Annotated in this window: 13 protein-coding genes; 7 read left to right on the top strand and 6 right to left on the bottom strand. The window is 68.7% G+C overall.

Annotation, left to right across the window (positions count from 1 at the left end; all coding sequences use genetic code 11):
- Positions 1 to 1,189 (top strand): acyl-CoA carboxylase subunit beta (locus tag BLT59_RS18865; RefSeq protein WP_091783712.1); only part of this gene is annotated, 1,189 nt, incomplete at its 5' end.
- 35 nt (positions 1,190 to 1,224) lie between these two features.
- Here the strand turns inward: BLT59_RS18865 and BLT59_RS18860 are convergent.
- The 3 genes from BLT59_RS18860 to BLT59_RS18850 all read right to left on the bottom strand — a co-directional run bounded on the left by BLT59_RS18860 (position 1,225) and on the right by BLT59_RS18850 (position 3,397).
- Entirely contained in the window at positions 1,225 to 1,686 is a 462-nt protein-coding gene (locus BLT59_RS18860; RefSeq protein ID WP_091783666.1) for an ABC transporter ATPase, read from the bottom strand.
- Between the two features lie 65 nt (positions 1,687 to 1,751).
- Entirely contained in the window at positions 1,752 to 2,306 is a 555-nt protein-coding gene (locus tag BLT59_RS18855) for a tellurite resistance TerB family protein (protein WP_091783709.1), read from the bottom strand.
- Positions 2,307 to 2,476: 170 nt separating this feature from the next.
- The gene (locus tag BLT59_RS18850) at positions 2,477 to 3,397 is read right to left on the bottom strand and encodes a metallophosphoesterase (protein ID WP_091783663.1); all 921 of its coding nucleotides are present in this window, start codon (positions 3,395 to 3,397) and stop codon (positions 2,477 to 2,479) included.
- 185 nt (positions 3,398 to 3,582) lie between these two features.
- Here BLT59_RS18850 and hemC point away from each other — a divergent pair, with 185 nt between their 5' ends.
- Both hemC and BLT59_RS18840 read left to right on the top strand, forming a co-directional pair.
- Complete coding sequence (gene hemC, locus BLT59_RS18845; RefSeq protein WP_091783660.1) at positions 3,583 to 4,506, top strand: hydroxymethylbilane synthase; 924 nt, start codon at positions 3,583 to 3,585, stop codon at positions 4,504 to 4,506.
- 10 nt (positions 4,507 to 4,516) lie between these two features.
- The gene (locus tag BLT59_RS18840) at positions 4,517 to 5,389 is read left to right on the top strand and encodes a PhzF family phenazine biosynthesis protein (RefSeq protein WP_091783657.1); all 873 of its coding nucleotides are present in this window, start codon (positions 4,517 to 4,519) and stop codon (positions 5,387 to 5,389) included.
- A 179-nt stretch (positions 5,390 to 5,568) separates the two neighbouring features.
- On the opposite strand, the gene BLT59_RS18835 is transcribed toward BLT59_RS18840, so the two are convergent.
- Both BLT59_RS18835 and BLT59_RS18830 read right to left on the bottom strand, forming a co-directional pair.
- A complete protein-coding gene (locus BLT59_RS18835) occupies positions 5,569 to 6,639 on the bottom strand; it encodes a phytoene/squalene synthase family protein (RefSeq protein WP_091783655.1) in 1,071 nt (356 codons plus the stop codon).
- Positions 6,620 to 8,143, bottom strand: coding sequence for a phytoene desaturase (locus BLT59_RS18830; RefSeq protein ID WP_091783652.1), 1,524 nt, complete (start codon positions 8,141 to 8,143; stop codon positions 6,620 to 6,622). The genes BLT59_RS18835 and BLT59_RS18830 overlap by 20 nt, the downstream gene beginning before the upstream one ends.
- Positions 8,144 to 8,763: 620 nt before the next feature.
- Here BLT59_RS18830 and BLT59_RS18825 point away from each other — a divergent pair.
- The 3 genes from BLT59_RS18825 to BLT59_RS18815 all read left to right on the top strand — a co-directional run bounded on the left by BLT59_RS18825 (position 8,764) and on the right by BLT59_RS18815 (position 11,537).
- The gene (locus BLT59_RS18825; protein WP_091783649.1) at positions 8,764 to 9,735 is read left to right on the top strand and encodes a GDP-L-fucose synthase; all 972 of its coding nucleotides are present in this window, start codon (positions 8,764 to 8,766) and stop codon (positions 9,733 to 9,735) included.
- 77 nt (positions 9,736 to 9,812) lie between these two features.
- Positions 9,813 to 10,835, top strand: coding sequence for a lipase (locus tag BLT59_RS18820; protein WP_091783646.1), 1,023 nt, complete (start codon positions 9,813 to 9,815; stop codon positions 10,833 to 10,835).
- Between the two features lie 3 nt (positions 10,836 to 10,838).
- Entirely contained in the window at positions 10,839 to 11,537 is a 699-nt protein-coding gene (locus BLT59_RS18815) for a GDSL-type esterase/lipase family protein (protein WP_091783643.1), read from the top strand.
- Here BLT59_RS18815 and ilvD read toward each other — a convergent pair whose 3' ends face one another.
- The gene (gene ilvD, locus BLT59_RS18810) at positions 11,538 to 13,367 is read right to left on the bottom strand and encodes a dihydroxy-acid dehydratase (RefSeq protein WP_091783706.1); all 1,830 of its coding nucleotides are present in this window, start codon (positions 13,365 to 13,367) and stop codon (positions 11,538 to 11,540) included.
- A gap of 127 nt (positions 13,368 to 13,494) precedes the next feature.
- Between ilvD and ade the strand changes: the two genes are divergently transcribed.
- The gene (gene ade / locus BLT59_RS18805; protein ID WP_091783641.1) at positions 13,495 to 15,216 is read left to right on the top strand and encodes an adenine deaminase; all 1,722 of its coding nucleotides are present in this window, start codon (positions 13,495 to 13,497) and stop codon (positions 15,214 to 15,216) included.
- Positions 15,217 to 15,234 lie beyond the last annotated feature (18 nt).

Below are 15,234 nucleotides of genomic sequence, written 5' to 3'. Positions count from 1 at the left end.
GCTCAAGATGCGCGCCCCGATCATCGGCATCTTCGATGCCGGCGGCGCCCGCATCCAGGAGGGCGTCGCCGCGCTCGGCGGCTACGGCGAGGTCTTCCGCCGCAACGTCATGGCCTCCGGCGTCATCCCGCAGATCTCGGTGATCATGGGACCGTGCGCGGGCGGCGACGTCTACTCGCCGGCCATGACCGACTTCATCTTCATGGTCCGCGACACGAGCTACATGTTCGTGACCGGCCCCGACGTGGTGAAGACGGTCACCAACGAGGTCGTGACCGCCGAGGAACTCGGCGGCGCCAAGGTCCACACGACAAAGTCGTCGATCGCCGACGGCTCCTTCGAGAACGACGTCGAGGCGATCCTGCAGATCCGTCGCCTGCTCGACTTCCTCCCGGCCAACAACATCGACGGCGTGCCGGAGCTCGAGAGCTTCGACGACGTGAACCGGCTCGATGCCTCCCTCGACACGCTGATCCCGGACAATCCGAACAAGCCCTACGACATGGGCGAGTTGATCCGCCGGGTTGTCGACGAGGGCGACTTCTTCGAGATCCAGGCGGCCTATGCGCGCAACATCATCACCGGCTTCGGCCGGATCGAGGGCCGCACGGTCGGCTTCGTGGCCAACCAGCCGCTCGTGCTGGCGGGCGTGCTCGATTCGGATGCCTCGCGCAAGGCCGCCCGCTTCGTGCGCTACTGCGACGCCTTCGGCATCCCGATCGTCACCTTCGTGGACGTGCCGGGCTTCCTGCCGGGCACGGCGCAGGAGTACGGCGGCCTGATCAAGCACGGCGCCAAGCTGCTGTTCGCCTACTCGCAGGCGACCGTGCCGCTGGTGACGATCATCACCCGCAAGGCCTTCGGTGGTGCCTACGACGTCATGGCGTCGAAGCACGTCGGCGCCGACGTGAACTACGCGTGGCCGACGGCGCAGATCGCCGTGATGGGCGCCAAGGGTGCGGTGGAGATCATCTTCCGGAGCGAGCTCGGCGATCCGGAGAAGATCGCGGCGCGCACGGGCGAGTACGAGGACCGGTTCCTGTCGCCGTTCGTGGCGGCAGAGCGGGGCTATATCGACGAGGTGATCATGCCGCACTCGACCCGGCGCCGGATCGCCCGCGCGCTCGGCATGCTGCGCACCAAGAAGATGGAGCAGCCCTGGAAGAAGCACGACAACATCCCGCTCTGACACGGGAGCGCCAGCCGGCGGCAGTCTCCGCCGGCTTAGCTGCGGTTGCTGTGCTCGATCACCGCGCACAGCGTCAGCGGGCCCTTGTCGGGCGAGACCATCGCCGAGCAGGTGACCCGGGCGCCAGCGAGATCGATGTTGCTGTGGCGCAGCTTCGAGGCGGTCGCCTGGGCGCGATGTGCCGCCTCGGTGATCACGGCAGCATCGATGCCGGTCACCACGTGCCCGGCCTGTCCGAACAGGTCGTAATAGCGGTCCGGCGGGTTCGCGCCGCGGAACTGCGCGCCCACGGAGGACAGGTCGGGGCCGCCGCAGGCCAGAGTCAGCGTCATGTCCGGGCCGGCCGTGAAGCTCGCATAATCGCTTCGGCGATCGGCCGTCTTGGCCGCCGTCTCGGCGGCGACCTTGTCGATCAGGGCGTCGCACGATTGCGCCCGGGCCGCTCCAAGGCTCGCCGCGAGGGAGGTGAAGACGAGGAGAGGTAAGAGCGCTCGCATAGCCGCGAGGTAGCGCGACGGCCGGAAAAGGCGAGCGGGCCGTCGTGGCCCCGCCGCGATCCGGATCAGGTGGATTCGCCGCTTCGTTGCACCAGTGCATGCACCTCGCCGGCGAGAAGCCGTCGTTTCAGGCGGGCGATACCCTCGCGCTGCAACTCGCTCGGTGGAGAATGCGCGCCGGCCACCTGTGTCAGCATCGTGATCAACTCCCCCCGCTCCGCCGGCGTCAGCGCGTCGCGCAGCAGCGGAGTCAGTGCATCGGCGACCTGCGAGAACGGAAGCCGCGCCTGCGTATAGCCCCAGGCCCGCTCGAAACTGGCCGAGATCCGGTCCACCTCCAGGGGGTTCTCCATGTATGCGAGGATCCGCGTCTTCTCGCTGGCCGTCAGAGGGCTGCCCGTCCGGACCAGCTGGATCATCAGGATGACCGCCGCGAGGCGCGGATCGCGCACACGTTGCAACGGCGTGCCGACGAAGTCCTCGATGGTCGAAACGGCGCGGCGCTGAAGCCCCTTCGTGTCGCGGTTGACTTCCTGGAGACCCTTGATGGTTCCGTGCGTGCGCAAGATCCAGAACAGTCCCGCCGCGATAAGGCCGATGAGGCCGAGCAGGATCGGCATGAGCATCCCCATATCGAATCGATGCGGGACGGTCTCATGCACCTCTCACAGTGTCAAACTGGAGCGAATGCCTTCCAACTACACGCCGCCGTCATAGTATTAAAGGTATCGAAGGCCGTTTTCTTGTGTGCTGCCGGACTGTATTTCAATCAGTCTCGGCTGCTCGGCGCTCAGGTGGCGGTCGGCGACGTGTCCGCTCTCCCCAGATCGAGGAGGACGATCTCCGGCGGAACGCCCATCCGCACCGGGATCCGGCTCATCCCGAAGCCTCCCGAGACGATCATGTGGCGGCCGTCCTGAATGACGTGGCCGTAGGAGTAGTCGTGTCCTTGCACCTTTCGGATCGCGGGCGCGTGGCCGAATAGGCGGATCTGGCCACCGTGGGTGTGCCCGGCGAGCGTCAGCGAGACGCGGTCGGGCACGGAGACGAAGATATCGGGCTCGTGCGCCATCAGGATCACGGGCGCCGCATCCGTGATCGCCTCCAGCGTCCGCGGCAGATCGGCCAGGCTGAACGTGCTCCAGGCGTTAAAGAATGGCTGCTGGTCGCCGAGACCGGCGAGCCAGAAAGGCCGTCCGTCCTTCACGAGGCGCACCGCGTGGTTTTCCAGAACCGGAATGCCCTGCGCCTCCAGAAGGCGCCGGACCGCCGGCACGCCGCGGCCGGACCTCTGAACGGCATGGTCGTCCCACCAATCGTGGTTGCCGAGGATCGCGTGCGTGCCGAGCGGTGCCTTGAGCTCCGTCATCATCCGGGCGAATTGGTCGAGTGGTAGCTTGCGCCACGCGATCCTGCCGGCCGGATAGTCGCCGAGCAGCAGCACCAGATCGGGCTCGAGGGCGTTCGTCGCCGCGACGATCTCCGCGACCCGGTCGAAGGGCATGTACGGCTCGCAGATGTGGAAATCCGCCAGTACCGCGACCCGCATGCGCAAAGCCGGATCCCAGTGCGGCAGCGCCGGCGCGTAGGACGTCACCACCAGCCGGTGCAGTGGCTCGACATCGAAGGCGTAGACGCCCGTTGCGGCCGTGAGGCCGGCACCCGCACCGAGCCCGGTCAGGAACTGCCGTCGGCTCGGCATGATCAGCATCGCGATGAGACCTGTTGACCCTTCGAATGGTGGGCGTCCCGCTAGGCGCGCAGTCCGGCGAAAGCGGGGCGGAGCGGATTTCACGTCCGCGGGACCGCGTTCCGGAACCGGAAGACCGAGCGTGGCCTGACGCCGCGCTCGGTCTATAAGGCTTTGTCTCGTCCAGCGAAGCGATCCGGAACCAGATGTTGAACCGCCCCCTGCGCATCGGCACCCGCGGCTCCCCGATGGCGCTTGCGCAGACCGGGATGGTCCGCGACCGGATCGTGGCGGCCAATCCGGGCCTGGAGACGGAATTGGTGGTCGTCACCACCGTGGCCGACAAGATCCTGGACCGGCCCCTCTCCGAGATCGGCGGGAAAGGTTTGTTCACCAAGGAACTGGAACAGGCGCTGTTCGCCGGCGAGGTCGACGTCGCCGTGCATTCCATGAAGGATGTGGAGACCTGGCTGCCCGACGGCCTCACCATCGCCTGCATCCTTGAGCGTGATGACCCGCGAGACGCGTTCCTGTCGCCGCACGCCGACGGCCTGGCGGGGCTGCCCACGGGCGCACGGGTCGGGACCTCGTCGCTCCGCCGCGGCGCGCAGGTCCTGATGCGGCGACCCGATCTCCGGGTGGTCCCGCTGCGGGGCAACGCCAACACGCGGATGCGGAAGCTCGAGGCCGGAGAGTGCGACGCCACGCTCCTCGCCCTGGCGGGCCTGCAGCGTCTCGGCCTGGAGAGCATGGCGCGCAGCGTGCTCTCGGTCGAGGAGATGCTACCGGCCGTGGCCCAGGGCGCCCTGGGCATCGAATGCCGCTCGGATGACCCGGTGATCCGCAACCTCCTGGTGCCCATTGCCTGTGAGCGGACCACCATCGCGGTGTCGGCCGAGCGGGCGCTGCTCGCGGAACTCGACGGATCCTGCCGGACTCCGATCGCAGCCCTTGCACAGATCGACGGCGACCTTCTGCGGATCGACGGCTTGCTGTTCCTGCCCGATGGCAGCCGCCACTGGTCGGCCTCCCGACAGGGGCCTGCGACGGATGCGGAGCGGATCGGCCGGGAGGCCGGAGCTGCCCTGAAGGCAGCGGCCGGCGACACGTATACCCGCCACCTGCAGTGAGACCGGGCTTATGCACGCCGTGACGATAGTCGACGTCTTCACGCATGCGGGCGCGGGCGGAAATCCCTGCCCGGTCGTCTCCGACGCGCAGGGGCTCGACGCGGGGGCCATGCGGGACATCGCCCGGCGTTACGGCCACGAATCGGGCTTCGCGCTGCCGCCCGATGATCCGGACCATGACCTGCGCCTGCGCTTCTTCGTCCCGAATCACGAGATGGAGATGTGTGCCCACGCCACCATCGGCGTTCTGTGGGTTCTGGCCCGCGAAGGTCGGCTGCCGAGCTCGCCGGTGCGGATCGCGACCGCAAGTGGCTCGGTGACGGGCTTCCTAACGCCGCGCGGCGCGGAGGCGTGGAGTGTCGCGATCACGCAGCCGGTTGGGCGTGTTCGTCCCCTCGGGGACGCGCAAAGAGCCGACGTCTGCGCGGCGCTTAGAATCGGGCCTGACGCTCTCGCTGCGCGGCCGGTCCACAATGCCGTGACGTCGCGGGTCAAGACCCTCGTGCCGATGCGCGATACGGCCGCGCTCAACGCCCTCGCGCCCACCGGCGACGCTGTCGAGGCGGCATGCGCGCGGATCGGTTCGACCGGGCTCTACCCCTATGCCGTGCTGGACGGGCCGGCGCGCCTGTTCGAGGCGCGGCAATTCCCCCGCGCCTCAGGCTATCCCGAGGATGCCGCCACGGGGATCGCCGCGGCGGCCTTGGCCTTCGGGCTGCTGCAGGACGGTCTCATCGCCGCGGATGACCGCCCGATCCGGATCCTGCAGGGGCGGGCCATGGGCCGCCTGTCGGAAATCCGGGTACGGCTCGGTTTCGCCGAGGGGCGCCCGGTCGGGTGCCTCTTGGAGGGTGACGTTGCTTCAGTGCAGGCCGCTCGCTAGGGGCCGGCGAAGGATCCGATCGGCGCCTGAGATCGGACGCAGACGGAATTGCCCATCTCGGATACGTCAGAGGCCCGGCTCGCCCTGTCCGCAGCAGAGGCTGTTTGTGATGAACGTCGGCCCTGGATCCGCACCAGGCGGTGATTGGCTGATCGCTCAGCGAGACCGCACTCGACCAATCAGGACGGCGCCGAACGGCCGAACGCCTCGCGTTCACGCATCCGCTCGATCAAGTCGAGGACGTGCACGACGCGGCCACTCACGTGCCACCAGGGCCGCAGAGCCGGACGCTGGCGCATCGGCAGGGAGGATTCGCGTGCTACGGCCTCGATCAGGAAGGCCGCCTCGGGAAGCGGCGGCGCGCCGAGGCCCAGCGCTCCCGCAGGCGTGCGGATTGCGCGGGCGATCAGGGCGAACTTCCGCGGGGTTCTGACCCGTGCGCGACGGCGAACCGAATCGTAGCCATGCGCGGCCACCACCAGGCCGATTTCGGCGTAAATCAAACTGGCTGCCCGAATCGAGGCCCGACAGCCGCCGGGCAGCGCCGAGATTCCCGCCTCCGCGCGGGCATAGAGTCGCTCCGCCTCGGCGAGCAGGCGGGCCACCACGTCGGCCAGAGCAGGGCTCGGCCGTGGATCGGCAAGGAACGCATCGGGATCCAGCCCGGCCGCCCGCATCCAATCCAGCGGCAGATAGAGGCGACCCATCCGGGCATCCTCGCCGACATCGCGCGCGATGTTGGTTAACTGCATCGCTGCGCCGAGATCACAGGCGCGGGCCAGGGCGTCGGGTGTGCGGGTGCCCATGACCAGGGCCATCATCGCTCCGACGGAACCCGCCACCCTGGCCGCATACGCGTGCAATGCCCCGAGATCGGCGTAGCGCCGGCCCTCGGCATCCCAGGCGAAGCCCTCGATCAGTGCGCGCGGCAGCGCCTCCGGGATCGCGTAAGTGGCGACGATCTCGGAGAAGGCGCGATCGGCAGGCGCGTCGGCTGGCTGGCCCGCATAGGCTTGGCCGATCCGTGTCTCGAGCCGCACCACTGCGCGGCGACGCTCGGCCGGGTCGGCCGCGTCGTCGACGAGGTCATCCGAGAGGCGGCAGAAGGCGTAGAGGCCGTAGGCGGCCTCGCGCACATCGCCCGGCAGCAGCTGACCGGCCGCGAAGAAGCTCTTCGAGCCGGCCCGGATCGCGACGCGGCAGGCAGTCCGGTCGGCCGCAGCGGCAAATTCAGGCGGTAACGCGGGCATCGGGGACCACGCTGTCGAGGATACGGGCGGAGGAGAGGACCCCGGGCAGGCCTGCGCCCGGATGCGTCCCGGCGCCGACTAAGTAGAGGTTGCGGATGCTGCTCGACCGATTGTGCGGGCGGAACCAAGCCGATTGGGTCAGCACCGGCTCCAGGCCGAAGCCCGAACCCCGGTAGCTGAGGAAATCGTCCTGGAAATCGAGCGGGGTCGTGACCTTCGAGGTCACGATGGCCTCCGACAGGCCGGGCAATACGCTCTCTTCCAGCATGGCGGCGATCCGGCGCCGATATGGTTCGGCGAGGGCGTGCCAATCCTGGCCGCCGGCGAGGTTCGGAACCGGTGCCAGTACGTAGAAGGCGTCGCATCCCGGGGGCGCAAGGCTTGGATCGGTGGCGGTCGGCCGGTGGAGGTACAGACTCGCATCCTCGGCCAGCACCTTGCGGTCGAAGATGTCGGCCAGCAGGTCGCGATATCGCGGCCCGAGCAGGATCGTGTGGTGATCCACCTTCGGAAAGCGCCGGCTGGTGCCGAAGTACCAGACGAACAGCCCCATCGATGAGCGGGCGCGCTGGAACCGGCCCGAACTCCAGCGCTGCGCCTCGGGCAGCAGACGCGCATGCGTCACGGCCGAGTCGGCATTGGAGACCACAAGGTCGGCGGCGATCGTCTCGCCGCTCGTCAGGTCCACGCCCGTGGCCGCGCCCGCCTCCACCCGGATGCGCGTAACCTCGACGCCGAGGCGCAGGCGGCCGCCCTGGGACCGGATCAGCCGCACCAGCCCGTCGACCAGTTGCCCCGTTCCGCCCATCGCGAAGTGGACGCCCCAGCGCCGCTCGAGGTCGGCGATAAGGCAATAGATGGCGCTGGCTCGAAACGGGTTGCCGCCGATCAGCAGCGGATGGAAGCTGAACACTGTCCGCAGCCGCTCGTCGCGGATGAAGCGCGCCACCACGTCGTGGACGGACCGGTGTCCGGAAAGGCGCAGCAGGTCGGGCGCGATCTTCAGCATCGAACCGACACTGCCGAAGGGCACGTGACCGAGTTGCTCGAAGCCGATCCGGCAGACGGCACGGCTGTGGGCCATGAAACGATCGTAGCCCGCGACATCGTCCGGCGCGAAGCGCGCCACCTCGGCACGCATGCGGTCCACGTCGCCGCTATAGGCGAAGGATGTGCCGTCGGCGAAGCGGATCCGGTAGAACGGATCCATCGGCACAAGCATCACATCGTCTGAGAGCCGGCGACCGGCCAACTGCCACAGCTCCTCGAAGAGCTGCGGCGCCGTGACGATGGTCGGACCGGCGTCGAAGGTGAACCCGTCCTGCCGGTGGACTCTCGCACGCCCCCCCGGCTGCGTCAGGCGTTCGAGCACGGTCACACGGTAGCCCCGCGCACCGAGCCGGACTGCCGCGGCAAGGCCGCCGAAGCCCGAGCCGACCACGAGGGCATGCGGGCGCCGATCGATCTTTTGCGCAATCTTTTGGTCGACCGCGAGTGTCAGCATTGCTTGACACTACCGCCTCCCTTTCACGGCGCGCAAGACCGAAATGCGTTTGACGGCGTCTCCTATGTGCGTTGTTCAGAATGCGCCGGCCAGACCGGCCCGAACGTCGCCGTCGCAGGTCTTGGCAACGCCAACGGTCACTCCGTCTCGGGCGCAGGCAGTCCTGAGCCGATGCCCCACGGTGAGACCAACAACCGATTCGAGACGACCCCTAGTCGAACACCGCCGGAAGCGGTGCAGAGCAGTAGTCCGTCCGCCATCGACGTCGCATGCACGACAGGCTGAGACGCCACGGGGCACGTTGCCGACAACGGCAAGGCCACGAATCCGCCGGAGAACGATCCCGATCACCAAAGCTGCACGGCGAAGCGCGTTTCCGGAACAGCCTCGACATCGATTGCTTTGTGAGCAGGAACGCGGTGCGGCGACTGTCCAGGCAACCATATGCAACTTTTAGATGTGCCAACATCGAACTCGCGCTGCAGCGGGATTCGGTCCGCCGGCGACCACTCGGGGAGCCTGTCCCGCCTCACAAAACGCGTGTTTGCCCGGCGATATCGCGCCGCAAAGGGGCTATAGGGGCTTGGAAATCCGAGCTTTCGGCAGGGAACGAACGCGTGATGGACGGTCGAGGTCAGACCATTTTCGTGGCGGGCCATCGGGGCATGGTGGGCTCGGCGATCGTGCGTCGCCTGCGTGAGCTGGGTCACGAGCGGATCCTCACGGCAGACCGCCGGGCTCTCGACCTTCTGGATCAGGCCGCTGTCCGGCGCTTCTTCGCCGAGAACCGCATCGATCAGGTCTACCTCGCCGCCGCGCGTGTCGGCGGCATCCACGCCAACAACACCTACCCGGCCGAGTTCATCCACGAGAACCTGCTGATCCAGTCCAACCTGATCGACGCCGCGCACACGCACGGCGTCGACCGGCTTCTGTTCCTCGGCTCGTCGTGCATCTACCCGAAGCTCGCCCCGCAGCCGATGCGCGAGGATGCCCTGCTGACCGGGGTGCTCGAGCCGACCAACGAGCCCTACGCGATCGCCAAGATCGCGGGGATCAAGATGTGCGAGAGCTACAACCGCCAGTACGGGCGGCGCTATCGCAGCGTCATGCCGACGAACCTTTACGGGCCGAACGACAACTTCCATCCCGAGAACGCCCACGTCCTGCCGGCGCTGATGCGCCGCTTCCACGAGGCGAAGCGGGAGGGTCTGGCGAAGGTCACGGTCTGGGGCACCGGCCGTGCGATGCGCGAGTTCCTGCACGTCGACGACATGGCGCGGGCCAGCGTCTACGTGATGGAGATGGATGATGCGGTCTACGCCGCGAATACGCGTCCCGACCTGTCGCACATCAACGTCGGCACCGGTGAGGATTGCACAATCCGCCAGCTGGCCGAGGCGCTTGCCCAGGTGATCGGCTACGAGGGCCAGCTTGAATTCGACGCCACCAAGCCCGACGGGACGCCGCGCAAGCTGATGGACGTCTCGCGGCTTAAGGCCATGGGCTGGCGGCCCGAGATCGCTCTCGAAGACGGGCTGCGCCAGACCTACGGCTGGTTCCTGGAGAACCACACGACGCTGCGGAGCTGAGCGGGCTCTCCGTCCCGCCGCTCGGTTCAACATCCATCGCACAGCCACCGGGCATCCGCCCGGGGAGGAGACGGATCATGGCCCACCGGCCGCCCGACCACAGCGCGGACGCGCGACGGCGGAAGTTCCTGCAGAGCTTCCAGAACTTCGACGCGAACAGCCGGTTTCCCGCGCCCTACGCGCATTTCGCCGGCAAGCCGCTGACCGAGGCGCCCGGTCAGGGCTGGCGCTACGACGCCCTCGGGTACCGCAACGACGTGCATGCCGATACGCGGCCCCCATCCGAGACGCTGCGGGTCTTCGTCGTCGGCGACAGCACCTTGATCGACGGGCAGGTCTTCGCCGACACCGTGCCTGGACGGCTGGAGACCGGGTTGAAGCGGGCGCACGGTCCGGGCGCGCGGGTCTACAATTTCGGCGCGGTCTCGGCCTGCCTGAACCAGATGATCGCCCTGATCACAACGCGGCTGATGGATCTGCAGCCCGACGTCATCCTGATCGTCGGCGGCGCCACCGACATCTTCCAGCCCTGGAGCTTCGATCCGCGGGCTGGCGTCCCCTACAACCACTTCGCGAACGAGAGCCTGTACGATTACTTCTTCGATCCGAGGAAGTCCGCCGACGACGCGGAGGCCCTGTCGTATGACGGCCTGCAGGCGATGATCTTCAACCGCCTCGAGAACCTGCGCGCGCTCACGAACTGGCAATCCGACATCTGGGAATGGGAGGTGGTGCGGCAGTTCGAACTGGCGCTCAAGCGCCTCGCGCGGCTCGCGCCGGGGATCGGCGCGCCGGTGCGGTTTCTGCTGCAGCCGACGGTCGTCCGCAAGGGGACCCTCGCGGGCGCGGAGGGCGGGGCCGCGTCCGGCGCGTTCCTCGCCTATCTCGACCGCCAGTACGAGCGCTTCGAGAGCATCCTGGGGCGGCTGGACACGGCCGATCGGGCCTTCGCGGCGCGGGATCTGAGCCGGCTGTTCGAGGCCGATAGCCGCGCCCTGTTCACCGACATCGTCCACGTGACCTCGGAGGGCCGCCAGGTGATGGCGGACCGCCTGCAGGCGGAAGTCACCGAGGTGATCGAGGCGGCGACGCCCGCCTGAGCCATGGCCGAACCGATCGTCTTCATCGGGGACTCGATCACGGAGCTCTGGGGCTTCCACCGGGCCGGCACCTTCGAGGCCTACGACCTCATCCCCCGCGGCGGCTCCGGCCAGACGGCACGCTGGATCACGATGCGATTCGCCCGCGATCTCGCGGAGACCGAGGCCTGGGGTGTGCATCTCCTGTGCGGCGTCAACGATATCGGCCGCAACGAGGGCGCCTTCGTCTCGGTCGAGGGGATCTGCCGGACGCTGGCCGGCATGCTTGACGAGGCCCGCGTCCTGGGCGTGAGGGCCTGGATCGGCTCGCTCACGCCGGTGGACGGCATCCCGTGGAACCCGGAGGTGCGGGACGCGCCCGCCATGATCGCGGCGGTCAACGCGTGGCTCCGGGACCACGCCCACGAACACGGCGCGACGTTCATCGACTATCACGCCGTGCTGGCGACCGAGACCGGCGGACTCCGACCTGACTACGGGACGGACGGGCTTCACCTGAGCCCGGCGGGCTACGCGGCGATCGAGCCGCTGATGCTCCGGGCCCTGGGGCGCATCCCGGAGGCCCCGCCCGAGCCCATGTCGTCCGCGAAGGGAACGCCCGCGAAGGCGACGCGGACAACCCGCGCGCGCCTCATCGGCGTCGCGGTGGCGGCGGCAGCCCTGTTCGCCGCCGTCGCAGCCCTGGTTCTCGAACTCCGCTGATCAGACCCGCCGCACCGCGCCGTGCGCCGCGCTCGTCGTGAGCATCGCGTAGGCGCGCAGGGCCGCGCTCACCTTCCGCTTGCGCGGCTTCGCCGGCTGCCAGCCCGCCGCCTCCTGGGCGCTGCGACGCTCGTCGAGCTCCGCCTGGTCCACGTCGAGATGGATGCGGCGGTTCGGGATGTCGATAGCGATCCGGTCGCCGTCGCGCACGAGGCCGATGAGGCCGCCCTCGGCCGCCTCGGGCGAGACGTGCCCGATGGACAGACCCGAGGATCCGCCGGAGAACCGCCCGTCGGTGACGAGGGCGCAGGCCTTCCCGAGCCCCTTCGATTTCAGGTAGCTCGTCGGGTAGAGCATCTCCTGCATGCCGGGACCGCCGCGCGGACCCTCATAGCGGATCAGCACGACCTCACCGGCCGTGACCTTGCCGTTGAGGATGCCGTCGACGGCCGCGTCCTGGCTCTCGAACACGCGGGCGCTGCCCGTGAAAGTCAGGATCGAGGCGTCGACGCCCGCGGTCTTCACGATGCAGCCCTGCTCGGCGAGGTTGCCGTAGAGCACGGCGAGGCCGCCGTCCTGCGAGTAGGCGTGCGCGGCGTCGCGGATCACGCCGCCCTCCCGGTCGACATCGAGCTCGTCGAAGCGGGACTCCTGGCTGAAGGCCACCTGGGTCGGCACGCCGCCGGGGGCCGCGCGGTAGAAGGTCTGGACCGAGGCGGCCGGCGCGCCGCGCACGTCCCAGCGGGCGAGCGCCGCGCCCAGCGTGCCGGCCGAGACGTTGCCGACGCCGGTGTCGATCAGGCCGGCCCGGTCGAGCTCGCCCAGGATGCCCATGATGCCGCCGGCGCGATGAACGTCCTCCATGTGGACGTTGGCCACTGCGGGGGCGACCTTGCACAGCACCGGCACCCGCCGGGACAGCCGGTCGATATCGGCCATGGTGAACGGCACCTCGCCCTCGTGGGCGGCGGCGAGCAGGTGCAGCACCGTGTTGGTCGAGCCGCCCATGGCGATGTCGAGGGTCATGGCGTTCTCGAATGCCCGGAAGCTCGCGACCGCGCGCGGCAGCACGCTGGCGTCGTCCTGCTCGTAGTGGCGGCGGGCCAGATCGACGATCAGGTGGCCGGCCTCGACGAAGAGGCGCCTGCGGTCGGCGTGGGTGGCGAGCACCGAGCCGTTGCCCGGCAGGGCGAGGCCGAGGGCTTCGGTGAGGCAGTTCATGGAATTCGCCGTGAACATGCCCGAGCAGGAGCCGCAGGTCGGGCAGGCCGAGCGCTCGATGACGGCGACGTCCTCGTCGGAGATCCGGTCGTCGGCGGCCGCGATCATCGCGTCGACGAGGTCCACCTTCTTGGCGATGCCGGGCAGCTGGACCTTGCCGGCCTCCATCGGGCCGCCCGAGACGAACACCGTCGGGATGTTGAGGCGCAGCGTCGCCATCAGCATGCCGGGGGTGATCTTGTCGCAATTGGAGATGCACACCATCGCGTCGGCGCAGTGCGCGTTCACCATGTACTCGACGGAATCGGCGATCAGCTCCCGCGACGGCAGCGAGTACAGCATCCCGTCGTGGCCCATGGCGATGCCGTCATCGACCGCGATGGTGTTGAACTCCTTGGCGACGCCGCCGGCCGCCTCGATCTCCCGCGCGACGAGTTGGCCGAGATCCTTGAGGTGGACGTGGCCCGGCACGAACTGCGTGAAGGAGTTCACCACCGCGATGATCGGCTTGCCGAAATCCGAATCCTTCATGCCGGTGGCGCGCCAGAGGCCGCGGGCACCGGCCATGTTGCGGCCGTGGGTGGTGGTGCGTGAGCGATAGGCAGGCATCGAGAGCTTCGACCAGTTCAAAGGTGAGCGGCTTCTGCGCCCGCGCCCGCGCATCCGCAAGCGTCGCGGAAGGGCTGGCACCCGTGGCATGCTTCTGGCGGATGGCAGGACGGAGGGTCGACTCGCGATGACACAGGTGGATTTTCTCCGGCGGGCCATTGCGCAGGGTCAGGGCCGGGCCGAGGCCGATCTCGTCCTGAAAGGCGGCCGTTTCCTCGACCTCGTGACCGGCGACCTCGTGGCGTCCGACATCGCGATCTGCGGCGACCGGATCGTCGGGACCTTCGGCCAGTACCGCGGCGCCCGGGAGATCGACGTCTCCGGCAAGGTCGTGGTGCCGGGCTTCATCGACACGCATTTCCACGTCGAATCGTCGCTGATGCCGCCCCAGGAATTCGAGCGTTGCGTTCTGCCACACGGCGTCACCACCGGGATTTGCGACCCGCACGAGATGGCCAACGTGCTCGGCACCGACGCCTTCACGTGGTTCCTGGGCGCCTCCGAAACCCTGGTGATGGATCTGCGGGTGCAGCTCTCCTCCTGCGTCCCGGCAACCGATCATCTGGAGACATCGGGCGCCAGGATCGAGGCGCACGATCTCCTGCCCTTCGCGGCGCATCCAAAAGTGATCGGGCTTGCGGAATTCATGAACTTCCCGGGCGTGCTGGCGGCGGATCCAGGCGTGCTCGACAAGCTCGCAGCCTTCCAGGGACGGCACATCGACGGCCACGCCCCGCTCCTGCGCGGCCTCGGGCTCAACGGCTACATCGCAGCCGGCATCCGCACCGAGCACGAGGCGACCTCGCCCGAGGAGGCCCGCGAGAAGCTCTCCAAGGGCATGACCGTGCTGATCCGCGAGGGCTCGGTCTGCAAGGACCTGCACGCGCTCGCGCCGATCCTGACCGACCGGTCGGCACCGTTCCTGGCCTTCTGCACCGACGACCGGAATCCCCTCGACATCGCCGAGGAGGGTCACCTCGACTTCGTCATCCGCACCGCCATTGCCCTCGGCGTGCCGCCGCTGGCCGCCTATCGCGCGGCGTCCTGGTCGGCGGCCCGGGCCTTCGGCCTGCACGACCGAGGCCTCGTCGCGCCCGGCCAGCGCGCCGATCTGGTGGTGCTCGACGATCTCGCCGGCTGCACCGTGTCGCGTGTGCTCAGCGCGGGTCGCCCGGTGGACGCGGCGCTCTTCGACGCGCGTCCGGCGATCGAGCCGATCGGCCGCCGGAGCGTGCGGGCGCGGCGGGTGACGGCGGCGGACTTCGCCGCGCCGGGCTCCGGGCCATCGACGCCGGTGATCGGGGTCGTGCCCGGCAAGATCATCACCCTGCGTCACGACCTCACCCTGCCGTTTTCCGGTGGCGAACGCCGGATCGACCTCGATCAGGACGTCATCAAGGTCGCCGTGGTCGAGCGCCACGGCCGGACACCGCCGGGATCGCGCGGCATCGGGGTCGCGTTCGTAAAGGGCTTTGGCCTCAGGCGCGGCGCCATCGCCTCGTCGGTCGGGCATGACAGTCACAACATCACGGTCGTCGGCGCGGACGATGCCGACATGGCGGTGGCGGTGAACCGCCTCGGCGAGATCGAGGGCGGCTTCGTGGTGGTCGAGGACGGTCGCGTGCTGGCCGAGATCGCGCTTCCGATCGCCGGCCTGATGAGCCTGATGCCGTTCGACGCCATCCGCCAGTCGCTCGTAACCCTGCGCGCCGCGGCGCGAAGCCTCGATGTCGTCCTCCCGGAGCCCTTCCTGCAGGTGGCGTTCCTGCCGCTGCCGGTCATTCCCCATCTGAAGATCACCGATCGGGGTCTCGTGGATGTCGATCGCTTCGCGCTGATCGACCCTTGAAATTAGATTGTGCACAAT

It is taken from the genome of Methylobacterium sp. UNC378MF (assembly GCF_900103195.1).
In the GTDB taxonomy this organism is placed as follows: domain Bacteria; phylum Pseudomonadota; class Alphaproteobacteria; order Rhizobiales; family Beijerinckiaceae; genus Methylobacterium.
The sequence above is the reverse complement of the archived record's forward strand: the minus strand, read 5'-3'. Positions and strand labels throughout refer to the sequence as shown.